Raw genomic sequence first — 13,116 nt, 5'->3', positions numbered from 1 at the left:
ATAATGATGATATCTACAAATTTTCAAAGGATATCTACAATTACCATGGAAATAGAAAATGAGAACTAACCATTTATTAGGCATCTTACATGAATATACTCCTCTCATTATGTTAAACTTGTTAAAGAAAACATATGAATAAGGTGAGTATGTTGAAAATTAAGTCAATTGAACCGACGCCAAGTCCGAATACGATGAAAATCCTTCTTGACCATGAGCTTCCAATGGGCAAGAGCCATAATTATAAAAAAGAAACAGCGCTGGACGCACCACCTGTTATTCAAGCCGTCCTGCAAATAGAGGGCATTAAGGGCGTATATCATGTGGCTGATTTCCTAGCTGTTGAACGCAACGCTAAATATGACTGGAAGGAACTTCTACCAAAGGTCCGCCAGGCATTCGGTGAAGATACTGACCAAACCGCAAACACTGCTAAAGCAATCAACGACCATTTTGGTGAAATCAAAGTGGAAGTTCAAATGTTTAAGGGGATTCCGCTCCAAGTTAAGCTGACAGATGGCACTTCTGAAAAAAGGTTCGGAATGCCCGACTACTTTTTAAAAGCGCGGGAAAATGCCCAGCTTCCGGAGGATAATTATATTTTGCTGCGGAAATGGGATCATCAAGGAGTTAGATATGGTGAAATGGATCAGGTTGGGCCGGAGGTTGTCGAGGAACTAATCGCGGCTTATCCCACGCTGCGCCTTGAAGAACTTGTCCAAAAAGCGCAAGCTGCAGAAACTCAATCGGAGCAAAAAACAAAGCCGAAGCGCCGTAAAGTGACGGCTGACGACATGAGTAGCCCTGATTGGCAGGTCCGCTACCAGTTGCTTGAGCAAATGGATGATCCGGATTTGGAGGATTTGCCAATGCTCGAAAAAGCACTCTCTGATGAAAAGCCGTCTATCCGCAGACTTGCCACTGTTTATCTTGGAATGATTAAGGAGCAAGCGGTATTGCCGCTGTTATACCGCGCTTTAAAGGATAAAACCGTAACCGTCCGAAGAACAGCAGGCGATTGCTTATCGGACCTCGGCTTCCCCGAAGCGCAGGACGAAATGCTTGAAGCCTTGAAAGACCCGAGCAAATTGGTCCGCTGGCGGGCCGCGATGTTCCTTTACGAGGTTGGAGATGAAAAGGCGCTTTCAGCTCTAAAGGCTGCTGAAAATGACCCTGAATTCGAGGTAAGCATGCAAATCAGGATGGCAATTGAGAGAATCGAGGGCGGGGAAGAAGCAAAAGGCTCCGTTTGGAAGCAAATGACGGAAGCAAGGAAAACAGAAGAGTAAATGGGTTCATACTAAAATTTATGGAGGTTATAAACTATGTCAAATGCTTATGAAGAATATATGAGACAAATGGTCATGCCAATGCGTCAGGAGTTAACAAACGCGGGTTTTGCGGAACTGACAACGGCAGAGGATGTTGAAAAATTTATGGAAGACTCATCAGGCACGAAACTTGTTGTCGTGAACTCCGTTTGCGGCTGCGCAGCCGGTTTAGCCCGCCCGGCGGTTACCCAGGCTGTTTTAAACAGCGAGAAAAAACCGGATCATCTCGTCACCGTTTTTGCAGGCCAAGATAAAGAAGCAACAGCGAAGATGCGCGAGTATTTCGAAGGGATCGAACCGTCATCACCATCGATGGCGTTATTAAAGGATAATAAAGTAGTCCATTTTATCCCGCGCCATGATATCGAAGGAATGCCAATGGAAACCGTAATGCAAAATATATTAGGAGCATTAGAAGCTCATTGCTAAGAATTTTAAGAGGACGTGCGAAAGCCGTCCTTTTTTACTACTAAATACACAATAGGATGGAATGCAATGTTTATTACCACTTCAGGCAGAACGAATCAGCTTAAGAAAGAAGAAGCCATCCAGATTTCAAAACTCTTGGATGCACCATATATCCCCCGCAGGAAAAAATCCATTAGCCAATTACAAAAGGAAGCAAACAGCGATTGTCTTGTATTAGGCAAAGAACGTCTGGAATTACATAAGGCAGAATCTGCTGAGCCTTTTTTCTTTCACCCAAACTCCGCGATGTTCCGCATCAAACGTCTCCTAAGAGGAGAGCATGACCCTTTTGCCGATGCTGCCAAACTGGAAAAAGGGATGACCGTTTTAGATTGCACTCTTGGACTGGCCGGAGATGCAATAGTCGCAAGCCTTCTCGTCGGAAGTGAGGGAAAAGTCACAGGACTCGAAGGACAGAAATTTTTGGCCTATGTTGTGAAGGCGGGTCTCCAATCGTGGGATTCCGGCATCCTTGAAATGAACCAAGCAATGAAAAGAATCACAGTCATCAATTCCACTGCCCATGACTATTTAAAGCTGCAGGCAGAAGCCTCCGTCGATTGTGTCTATTTTGACCCAATGTTTGAAGAAAGCATCAAAGAGTCTGAGGGAATTAAGGCTTTAGGGCAGTTTGCCATTTATGAAGAGCTGGGAATGGAAACAATTAATGAGGCGATACGAGTGGCCAAGCATCGCGTTGTCTTAAAGGACCATTACAAAAGCTCGAGATTTGAAAAATACGGATTTCAGGTAATTAAAAGACAAACCGCAAAATTTCATTATGGTTTTATTGAAAAATAATTCTGCTTTTCTATTTCTGGAAAAAAGCAGTATACTTAATAATAGAAATTACATATTTTTTACAGGATAAAGGTGAACCGAGGATGAATAAATGGATTCGTAAATCACTTTTTGTTTTCATATCGATTTTAACTTTTGGGCTCGTCACACCTGCGCAGTTAATGAACGCTGTCAATGCCGAGACGCCAAAAGATCAAGATGTTTTCGAAATACAAACGGGAGAGGATGGGTATTCCCAAGGATATTTCGAAGAAACAAAGTTTAATAGAGAGCGCTTTATACAAGAAATGATCCTGCAGGCAGAAACCCAATCCTATCAAAAATTCGGGCAAAAAATTAAGCCGGTCATCGAAAATGAATTCCGCGACCTAATTTTGCCGAACATGGAAATGGCGATTGAACAAACAGCTCTTCAATTTCCAGAGGAAGACCTAAAGAATCTTGTGATAACAGAGGAACCTGGTGCAGGATACTCCGAAAAGATTTTTCATATAAAAAACAGCCAAACAGGGAAAGATATTTTACGATTCCATGTGAGAAGGGATTTGCCGCCGCAGTCCGGGTACTGGTTCAATTTTCACTATCATACTTTTAAGGATAATTTCCAAACCCACCATAACCTAGGAACTATCTATTGGGCTAAAAACACACCCCCAAAATGGATGAATTAATATGTGAAAAAATTTTTATTGTAAAATTGAAACCTTTTTAAAGGAACGCTCGTAAATAAACTATTACCCAATTAGGAGGAAAGAAAAATGGCAATCAGTTTATCAAAAGGTCAAAAAGTTGATTTAACAAAAACAAATCCTGGCTTATCAAAAGTTGTTGTTGGACTTGGATGGGACACCAATAAATATGACGGCGGTAATGACTTTGATTTGGATTCTTCTGTGTTTTTATTAGGAGAAAACGGAAAAGTCACAACAGAAACAGATTTTGTTTTTTACAATAACCCGCAAGGTGCGGGTGGTGCGGTCGTACATACTGGGGATAACCGGACCGGTGCAGGTGATGGCGATGATGAGCAAGTAAACATTAATTTATCGGCAGTTCCAGCCAACATCCAACGGATTGCCTTTACGATTACAATCCATGATGCAGCAAGCCGTAATCAGAACTTTGGACAGGTTTCAAACGCATATGCACGGATTTTCAACGAAGAAACCGGCCAAGAATTAATCCGCTATGATTTGGGCGAAGATTTCTCGATCGAAACAGCGATTGTTGTTGGAGAATTGTATCGTCATAGCGGCGAGTGGAAATTCAGTGCCATCGGCAGCGGCTACCAAGGCGGGTTAGCAGCACTGGCAACTGATTTTGGCCTGCAGGTTGGTTAATTCATTAGAGAAAACAGAGACCCGGCGCTCGCTGGGTCTTTTTAACAAAAAATAGCGAACATCCAGGGGGAATTTTTTTAATGGCAGTATTGCAAGGAATTATAGACACGTATGCCCAATTCTTTAATTGGGAAATGTGGGGAGAAGTTTTAACAGACCCGGTAGCATGGGGACTTATTGGTACATTAGTGATTCTTGAAGGTCTGCTTTCAGCAGATAATGCCCTCGTTTTAGCTGTAATGGTAAAACATCTTCCGCCTGAAAAACGCAAAAAAGCTCTTTTCTACGGTTTGCTTGGAGCTTACGCATTTCGATTCATTGCGATTGGAATTGGCGTTTACCTCATCAAATTCTGGTGGGTAAAAGTGTTAGGTGCGGGGTATCTTGCCTGGCTTTCGATAAAATACTTCATGGATAAGAGAAGAGCCTCTGAAGCAGAGGAAGAAGAGGCTCAAGGCATGAACCAAAGCGGACTCCTCATTCGTCTTTTCGGAACCTTCTGGGGAACCGTTGTTGCAGTTGAGTTAATGGACATTGCCTTCTCTGTTGACAGTGTTCTTGCCGCTTTCGGCGTCAGCGGTGAAGTATGGGTTCTTTTACTGGGAGGAATTCTCGGGGTGTTAATGATGCGAGGTGTTGCCGGTGTATTCCTATCATTAATTGACCGAATTCCTGAGCTTGAAACCACCGCGTATATTTTAATTCTATTAATTTCTATTAAAATGCTTCTATCAGTTTTCCATATCGATGTAGGACATGTAACCTTCTTTATCATCTTGCTAGTAACGTTTGCCGCTACATTTGTGGTTCATTTTATGAACAAAAAGAAGGAAAATAGCACAGAGAATCATTAATAAAAAATTTGCATGAAAGAAAGGGAGCTGACGTGAGTTGTCTCCCTTATTTTTTACGATAAAGAGGAGTAAAAAAATGCGTTTTTTTACATATTTTTCCGAAGATGAATTGACGCGGTATTTCTACAAAACGCCTGAGGAATTTAATAAATATTCAGGTCGTGAGCTATTATCCTATGGTCTGGGAGCAACCTTGTACATGCCTGCGGACCGTCCGGATTTTCATCAGGAAATCCTGTCAAAAAAGCTTTCCGGTTTAACATCTGTGGTTATTGATCTCGAAGATGCCGTAGGTGATAGTCGGGTTTTTGGCGCGGAGAGTTTGCTGATTGATGAAATGCAAAAATTATTCCGGGCACTGAACGAAGGGTTTATTGGCATCGAGGAGCTTCCATTGATGTTTGTGCGAGTTCGAAATCTAAAACAGCTGCAAACGGTTAAAGAGCGGCTGGAAGATGCTGTACAACTATTAACTGGTGTTGTTCTTCCGAAATTTTCTTCGGAGAATGGGGCAGAGCTGTTACATGAGGTCCTGAAAATCCATACCAACGAACATCCTTTCTATGCGATGCCGATTCTCGAAACGGGCAGGGTTTTACATAAGGAAACAAGAATGGAAGAGTTGGTAAGGATTAAACAAATAGTTGATCGATACAAGGAAATTGTTTTAAATATCCGTATCGGAGCAACTGACTTCTGTGGGCTGTACGGGATTCGCCGCAGTCCGGATACAACGGTTTACGATATTGCGATTTTAAGAGATTGCATATCAGATATCATTAATATTTTCGGGCGCATTGACAGTCCGTATGTTGTTTCCGGTCCAGTCTGGGAGTATTTTTCCGCTAAAAACAGAATGCTAAAACCGCAGCTAAGGCAAACTCCATTCCGTGAGCGGTTTGGGGATGAGGGGCTTCATTGGCGAAGGCGGTTAATCGAAGAAAATCTCGATGGATTGATGAGAGAAACCCTAATGGACATTGCCAACGGAATATCCGGAAAAACGGTGATCCATCCGTCACACATAAAAATTGTTCAATCCCTAAATGTTGTCCCTTTTGAGGAATATGTTGATGCATCAAATATAATCAAAGCGGCCACAGGGGAAATAGGTGTCATGAAAAGCGATTTTGCCAATAAAATGAATGAAATAAAGCCCCATCTCTACTGGGCAGAAAAAATAATGTTAAAATCACGGCTTTACGGGGTGTTACATGAAGAATTCACAAACATTGACCTTATCAAAAAAGAGGTATACATTTCCCATTCTTAATGCGATTGAGGTTACTATAAACATTACTGAAAATCCCTATGAGCTGCCGCCCGAAGAGCTCTTTACAATGGCAGCACGAATAAATAAGAAGCGGTCGTTTTTGTTTGTCAGCAAGGTACTAGGCAAGCATATTCCCGTTAAACCAAAAAGAAGTTTATTAACTGCAGCCCTGTTAGGCAGCCGGTTCATGGAGGTTGTGAAGGGATTAGACTGTGTGGAAAAGGAGCAAATGCTAAGAGCTTTTCTTCAGAATGAGGATTATATTCCCGCCCCATTTATCTCTGAAGCTATCAACCCTGTCATAATCGGTTTTGCCGAAACAGCGACCGCCCTTGGGCACGCTTTCTTTGATTGTTTTAAGGAAGCGGATTTCTTTCATACCACCAGGGAGAATATCGATGGTCTGAATCCAGACATCACTTTTGAAGAAGAGCATTCCCATGCCACCTCGCATCGATGCTATGTTCCTCGTGAAATGATGGAAAATGACCGGGAAATTATCTTGGTCGATGATGAAATAACAACAGGGAAAACGGCACTTAATATAATTCGCTCCATACATGCCCGCTTTCCAAGGAAACTGTATACCGTGGTTTCTATCCTGGATTGGCGCTCGCCCGAAAACCGTCGGGATTTTGCCCGCCTAGAAAAGGAACTTGGTATTATCATTCATGTGATAAGTCTGTTAACTGGAGAGGTGTCGGTAACGCAATTCAAGGAGATTACACAAGGGACCAACGATGGGATGGATTCGAAGTATGAAGAGATGTCTGTTGAAAAATTAACTCTATCTGCTCATTTTTGCAAAACTCCTTATCTTACAAGTAATGCCTTCTACTTGAAGGAAACGGGCCGTTTTGGCCTAGCGGCGGAAGAAAATCGCTTGCTTCAGCAAAAAGCAGAAGAAGCAGCGGGGATTTTAAAGGAATTAAGAACGGGAGAGAAAACCCTTTGCCTTGGAACAGGGGAATTTATGTATGTGCCGATGCGAATTTCCGCTTTAATGGGGAGCGGTATTTCCTATCAGTCAACAACAAGAAGCCCCGTACATATTGAAAATCAGGATGGTTACGGAGCAAAATTCGGAGTCGCTTTTCCTAACCCGGAGGATCATAATATTCCTTATTTTGTGTATAATATTCCACCTGGCCATTACGATGAATTATTTGTTTTTTTTGAAAGAGAAATAGACTCTGAGAGTCTTCTTCCATTTCTAAAGGAATTGCAAAAGACGCAAATTCCTTCGCTAAAGCTTGTCTTTTTCTCTGATGCAGGAGGTGATGGTCATGTATCAAGCAAAAAATAAACCTGCCGAGATTGGTACTTACAGTCCGGATGATTGTTTATTTCTGTTAAAGGATTTAAGCAAGATTAAGCTTGAGGACTCTACAGAAAACAGGGAGTTGAAAATTCAAACAGGGGGCCATTACAGTGAATCTCTGCCGATTGAGTACCAGCCGCCTAAAGACTATGTAGAGCTGTTTTGGAATACATTACACGAATATAAACATAAGGTAGCCTTATGCATCGGTGTTGCTGCTGAGCAGATTTTTTCATTAAAAGGAAAAAATACAGTGCTGGCTTCTTTGGCAAGGGCGGGAACACCTGTCGGCATATTAATAAAAAGATATATCCAAAAACGCTATAATGTGTCACTGCCGCATTACAGTATTTCTATCATTCGCGACCGGGGCATTGATGAAAATGCGATTGCCTATATTTGGGGTGAACATCCCGAAGGAAGGATTCAATTTGTCGACGGCTGGACAGGAAAGGGAGCTATTTCGTTGGAGTTGACAAAGGCATGCCGTCAATTTGAAGAAAAATATGGAATCCAGCTTGATGATACGCTTGCGGTCCTTGCTGATCCCGGCTATTGTACGAGCGTTTTTGGGACGAGGGAAGATTTTCTTATCCCCAGCGCTTGTTTAAATTCAACTGTATCGGGGCTGGTAAGCCGGACGGTGCTAAATAATACCTATATCGGAAAAAATGATTTTCATGGTGCCAAATTTTACAAAGAGTTGACGGATGCTGACGTGTCCAACACCTTTATTGACATTATTGACGGCGAGTTTGCCGGAATTTCGGAGCAAGCAAGCGGTATCGCAGTGCAACGGTTAAATGAGAATATTACGGCTGAATTTCTCGGGATGCAAGCTGTCCAAAAAATCCAAGCCGAATTTGGGATTGAAAATACCCATCATATTAAACCCGGAGTAGGAGAAACCACTAGGGTGCTGTTAAGAAGGGTTCCTTGGAAAATATTAATGCGGGACAAAACAAGCCCATTTGTTAAGCATATCCTGATGCTCGCTGAAGAAAAGGGAGTCGAGGTTATCGAGTATCCGGATATTCATTATCTTTGCTGCGGCATCATTAAATCTGTTAAGGGGAACCAGCCATGATATTTGCATCTGACCTAGACCGGACGATTATCTACTCCACAAGGGCGGTTGAAGAACTAGGCGGTCCAAATATAATAGAATTAAAGCCGGTTGAACGAAGGGACGGGATGTGGATGGCCTACATGACGGAACCTTCGTATCAGGCACTTGCTGAACTTTCGCGTTCAAGCCTTTTTGTCCCCGTGACAACTAGAACAACAGAACAATTTAAGCGTTTTGCTATTTTTGATGAAAGCATTCACCTTCCCTATGCAATTACGACAAATGGTGCTGTGATCATGTATCAGGGTAAACCACTTCCAGAATGGGACGACCATATTTCCAAGGCGATAGATGAAGAGTCTACCGTGCCAGAGGAATTACGTTCTGCTATAAGAAGAGAAGGGATTGAGCTAAACGGGCGGTTAAAGCAGGTGGGAAACCTATTTTTCTACTATATATTAGAGTGTTTCCCAACCATCGATGAAATAGCAATGTTAAGGGCATTGGCCGCCCAGCTCGGATGGAGAATTTCCCTTCAGGGGAGAAAGCTTTATTGTTTACCAAGTGCGATTAGAAAAGGTGCGGCCCTGGAATTTATTTGCCACCGAGAACAGAAGAAAGCGGTTGCAGGGGCGGGCGACTCCATCCTTGATTTGGATTTCCTTGAAATCTGCCAGCACCGCCTTGTTCCAGGGCATGGTGAACTGGCGAAAATGTCCGATACCGAGGGCCTTACCTTTACAAATCAAACAGGGGTTCAAGCCGGTGAGGAAATTTTGCAGATATTTTTAAAACTACTTAAAGGTTAGTTTTTATCCCCCTCCGAAAACCTGCTGATTATGAAATAAATACTGGAAAATATTCCGTAGGATCCAGCCAAGAACAAAATAGATATGACAAAGGATTGGAACACCGGTCCTAGGAGGAGCGTAAAAATTAAACTGAATATAAATAAATCAAGATATATAAAAAGGTCTGAGGCCATGACCTCCATTACAGTTTCCAGTTCCTCCTGCAGCATGTTTATATGCGGCCGTTTAAATAAAGATCTCATGAAGTCACCTACTTTAGTGTGAGTATTCAAATAATATGTAGGGACAAGGATAAAGGTGAAAACGCAAGAATTGTGTCCAATTACGAAACATTTATTGACTTCATTCGTATAAACAAATGAACCATTTTGCTAACTGTGTTATGATGATATTGATGAGGGAATCTTACATAATTTGCTAACGAAGAATAAAAGCTTTTGCTTCAAAGGAAGGGACTACGATGCATCCACCTTTAAATCATTTAAATCCCCGGCCTTTAGCCCTTTCATATGAAAATTGGCTCGGCATGCTCCAAAAGATGCTGCCCGAGCGACCCAATTTTTCAATCGAGAATGGGACCATTCAAATCGGCCAAGTTGTTGGGATTTTCCTTGGAATACCATTTGACACAGATGAATATTATAATCAGCTTTTCGAATACGTCCATACGCCAGATTTAAATTTACACTTATTAAGTGACGATTCTCTCGATAAATCTATTAATAATGCCCACTTCCAATCCATCCAAAAGGTGATTAACATTAATCAGGAACAACAGCTGTCGATTAACCGTTTCACCGCTTTTTTGGAAGGGGAACAGCTGTTATTAAAATCAAAAGACCCGGTCATTCATCGGAAATTGCGGGAAGCAATGATTACTACCCTTGAATTATTTGACTTCCTTGAAAGGGAAGGAATCAAAAATCCGGACCTGAGGCGTGTTCTCGTTGATATCGTAAAATGGACCATCAATCATCTTCGGCCGGCACTCAAAGCAGCAGACCCGCAAAGGGAAATGCCGAGGTTTTTATGGTATGGCGATTTCAAAAAGAGTCATCAGTATTTTCTATTTTATTTACTCCAGCTTGGCTGTGACATTATCTTTTTCCATCCGGAAGGCAAGAATGCTTTAGAAGGGTTACTTAAGGAGTCCGTTTTTACTCATCAATTTGAGCAAAACCTTCCGGCCGAGCCCTTTCCTACTGAGAAGCGGACCCGTAAAGCAACCGTTGCTTACCGGGCCTCCAAAGAAATTGAAAACATTCTTAATCAGGAAGGGTCAGGTCTTTACAAGCCTTGGCAGCTAAGGGACTATACCCCTTCTTCAATCACGCTTCGAACTACTTATGATGAGCTATTTATTCTCAGTAAAGAAGCGGCAATGATTCGCCCTGATTTTGAAGTAAGGGATGGAAAAGTTCAGATTCCGTCACTCTTTGCCAAAATACAAGGTGTCAGCAAAAACAGAAAAGAATATTGGGACCGCCTTCATTCGTTAAGTCAATTGGAAAATACGCTGCTTATCCGCAGGCTCCCAATGACCATCCCTAGCACTAGTGATTTTCGGTTTCATTATCGAAACGCGCTCGGCAAAGATGGTTTGGTCGTTCCGGAAAAAATGATGCAGGCTCACTACTGGCCTTATTCCTTTTTGCCGGCAGGGCTGCAAAAAGGAATCGCGGCAGCGGTTAAAAAATTGTGCGAAAAGCCGGATCTAAAGCCTTTGGCAATGGAAGGCATCGAGGAACTGAAAGTATTTCTCTTCACTCAGGCGATGTTTATGCCCAAGAACATCATTCAGCTAATCGAAAAATTTGATTACTCGCAGGAGGTTCCAAAATTAATCATTTTTAATAATGAAACAACAGGGATGCTGTCGCGGTCTGATGCGGTTTTACTGCTGCTCTTGAATCAATTTGGAATTGATATCATCCTTTACAATCCAACTGGACATAATGACATTGAAAATTACCTTGATTCAATTAATTTCGATATCCACTGGCTTGATGATATGGTTTTTGACTTGGAATATAAAGAACCGTCTTTATTTAAAAAAGGTCTTTTTCATGGCATTTTAAAAAATTTAAGGGGAGATTAAAGCATGAATTTAACACCAAATCCATCCAGTGATGTTACCCCTCAGCCTGCCGAGGACATGCTGACGGAAAAAAAAGTCTCAGACATTAAGCTTGCCCTTCGCAAGGAAACGGAAATCCAAAACCTTGCTAATTCGATTGACGAACGCGATCAAATTCAGGTACTTGAATTCGGAAAAGAACCTGCCGTGCAAATTTCCCGATTTTCTGACCAAATCTTAAGCAACATGCGGACAACTAAAGTGGAGGATTCCGGCGAACTGTTAAAACAGCTTGGACGTATTATGGATAAATTCGATCCGAAGGATTTTCAAAAGTCCTCAGGAGGCTTGTTCTCTAAACTTTTTAAAAAGGGCGAAAAAGTGGTTGAAAAGCTGTTTGGCAAATATCAGACGATGGGCTCGGAAATTGACAAGGTGTATGTGGAAATATCCAAGTACCGTTCTGAAATGGTTGATTCCACCAACATGCTTGAGTCCATGTACGAGCAAAACTACCAATATTATTTAACGCTTGAGAAATATGTGGTTGCCGGCGAATTGAAGGTTGAGGATTTAAAAAATAATCAGTTGCCGCAGCTTGAAGCCCGTGCTGCTTCTGGTGATCAGCTTGCTTCCATGCAGCTGGATTCATTAAAGAATGCCATCGAATTATTGGAGCAGCGGATTTACGATTTGGAAATGGCGAAAATGGTTGCCCTGCAAACGGCGCCGCAAATCCGTATGCTGCAGCGTGGAAATACGAAATTAATTGGAAAAATCAATTCTGCTTTTGTAACCACGATCCCAATTTTTAAAAATGGCTTAATCCAGGCAGTGGCCGCCAAAAGGCAAAAGCTAGTTGCTGATTCGATGAGCGAGCTTGACCGGCGTACCAATGAGATGCTGCTCAGAAACGCCCAGAATATTTCGCAGCAAAGTGCCGATATTGCAAGACTTGCAGGAGGTCCAAGCATTAAAATCGAAACGATTGAAGAATCTTGGAATATCATTCTCAAAGGCCTGCAGGAAACAAAGGCCATTGAAGAGGAAAATAGACGTCTGCGCCAGGAAGGCACAAGACGATTGGAGCAGCTGCAGGATAATTTTAAGAAAATAAAACAGCAATACTAAAATTTTATGAGGTGATAGACATGGCAATTAATTTACAAAAAGGACAAAGAGTTGACTTAACAAAAGGCAACCCTGGTTTGACTAAAATTGTGGTAGGATTGGGCTGGGATCCAGTTCAAAGCAGCGGCGGAGGAGGCGGCTTCTTCGGTTCTTTGTTTGGCGGCGGCAGTGCCCCGAATGTTGACTGTGATGCTTCCGTTATTATGTTAGGTGCGGGTGACCGCCTGCAGAATAACAAAGATGTTATTTACTTTGGAAATTTAAAGAGCGCTGACGGATCTGTCCAGCACTCCGGCGACAATTTAACTGGCGATGGAGACGGCGACGATGAGCAGGTCATGATTGATTTAAGCAGGGTCCCTTCGAATATTGAGAAGCTTGTTTTCGTGGTAAATATTTATGACTGCGTGAAGCGGAAGCAGCACTTTGGGATGATCCGCAATGCCTTTATTAGAGTCGTGAATCCGGGCAATCATCAAGAATTAATTCATTATAATTTGACTGATGACTACAGTGGCAGAACTTGCTTAGTAACAGGTGAGATCTACCGCCACGGCAATGAGTGGAAGTTTGCTGCTATCGGCAGCGGCACCAACGCTGCTTCCTTGAGTGAAGTTGTTCGTTCCTATAGCTAATTTT

Annotated in this window: 13 protein-coding genes; all 13 read left to right on the top strand. The window is 42.3% G+C overall.

Annotated elements, in window-relative coordinates:
• The first annotated feature begins 152 nt into the window (after nt 1-152).
• The 13 genes from V5M37_RS20170 to V5M37_RS20110 all read left to right on the top strand — a co-directional run bounded on the left by V5M37_RS20170 (nt 153) and on the right by V5M37_RS20110 (nt 13,112).
• Nucleotides 153-1,289: a conserved virulence factor C family protein gene (locus tag V5M37_RS20170; protein ID WP_423798887.1), complete on the top strand. Its 1,137-nt coding sequence runs from the start codon at nt 153-155 to the stop codon at nt 1,287-1,289.
• A 36-nt stretch (nt 1,290-1,325) separates the two neighbouring features.
• Complete coding sequence (locus V5M37_RS20165) at nt 1,326-1,760, top strand: BrxA/BrxB family bacilliredoxin (protein ID WP_423798886.1); 435 nt, start codon at nt 1,326-1,328, stop codon at nt 1,758-1,760.
• A 66-nt stretch (nt 1,761-1,826) separates the two neighbouring features.
• Nucleotides 1,827-2,600 (top strand): class I SAM-dependent methyltransferase, encoded by a 774-nt coding sequence (locus tag V5M37_RS20160; protein ID WP_423798885.1) that lies wholly within the window; start codon nt 1,827-1,829, stop codon nt 2,598-2,600.
• A gap of 83 nt (nt 2,601-2,683) precedes the next feature.
• Nucleotides 2,684-3,271 carry a YpjP family protein gene (locus V5M37_RS20155; RefSeq protein ID WP_423798884.1) on the top strand — a complete coding sequence of 196 codons (588 nt, stop codon included), beginning with the start codon at nt 2,684-2,686 and terminating at the stop codon, nt 3,269-3,271.
• Nucleotides 3,272-3,358: 87 nt separating this feature from the next.
• Nucleotides 3,359-3,940 carry a TerD family protein gene (locus V5M37_RS20150; protein WP_213145098.1) on the top strand — a complete coding sequence of 194 codons (582 nt, stop codon included), beginning with the start codon at nt 3,359-3,361 and terminating at the stop codon, nt 3,938-3,940.
• Between the two features lie 80 nt (nt 3,941-4,020).
• On the top strand, nt 4,021-4,794 hold the full coding sequence (locus tag V5M37_RS20145; protein ID WP_423798883.1) for a TerC family protein: 774 nt from the start codon (nt 4,021-4,023) through the stop codon (nt 4,792-4,794).
• A gap of 76 nt (nt 4,795-4,870) precedes the next feature.
• Entirely contained in the window at nt 4,871-6,067 is a 1,197-nt protein-coding gene (locus tag V5M37_RS20140) for an HpcH/HpaI aldolase/citrate lyase family protein (protein WP_423798882.1), read from the top strand.
• Complete coding sequence (locus V5M37_RS20135) at nt 6,009-7,373, top strand: phosphoribosyltransferase family protein (protein ID WP_423798881.1); 1,365 nt, start codon at nt 6,009-6,011, stop codon at nt 7,371-7,373. Before V5M37_RS20140 ends, V5M37_RS20135 begins: the two co-directional genes overlap by 59 nt.
• Nucleotides 7,354-8,475: a cysteine protease StiP family protein gene (locus V5M37_RS20130; RefSeq protein WP_423798880.1), complete on the top strand. Its 1,122-nt coding sequence runs from the start codon at nt 7,354-7,356 to the stop codon at nt 8,473-8,475. Before V5M37_RS20135 ends, V5M37_RS20130 begins: the two co-directional genes overlap by 20 nt.
• The gene (locus V5M37_RS20125) at nt 8,472-9,266 is read left to right on the top strand and encodes a hypothetical protein (protein WP_423798879.1); all 795 of its coding nucleotides are present in this window, start codon (nt 8,472-8,474) and stop codon (nt 9,264-9,266) included. The genes V5M37_RS20130 and V5M37_RS20125 overlap by 4 nt, the downstream gene beginning before the upstream one ends.
• A 463-nt stretch (nt 9,267-9,729) precedes the next feature.
• Complete coding sequence (locus V5M37_RS20120; RefSeq protein WP_423798878.1) at nt 9,730-11,367, top strand: YceG family protein; 1,638 nt, start codon at nt 9,730-9,732, stop codon at nt 11,365-11,367.
• Between the two features lie 3 nt (nt 11,368-11,370).
• Nucleotides 11,371-12,477 carry a toxic anion resistance protein gene (locus V5M37_RS20115; RefSeq protein ID WP_423798877.1) on the top strand — a complete coding sequence of 369 codons (1,107 nt, stop codon included), beginning with the start codon at nt 11,371-11,373 and terminating at the stop codon, nt 12,475-12,477.
• A gap of 20 nt (nt 12,478-12,497) precedes the next feature.
• Nucleotides 12,498-13,112 carry a TerD family protein gene (locus tag V5M37_RS20110; protein WP_423798876.1) on the top strand — a complete coding sequence of 205 codons (615 nt, stop codon included), beginning with the start codon at nt 12,498-12,500 and terminating at the stop codon, nt 13,110-13,112.
• Nucleotides 13,113-13,116 lie beyond the last annotated feature (4 nt).

The sequence above is a fragment of the Neobacillus sp. SAB-20_R2A genome (genome assembly GCF_049568635.1).
Lineage (GTDB): Bacteria > Bacillota > Bacilli > Bacillales > Cytobacillaceae > Neobacillus > Neobacillus citreus.
This window is presented reverse-complemented; position numbering and strand designations above follow the sequence as displayed.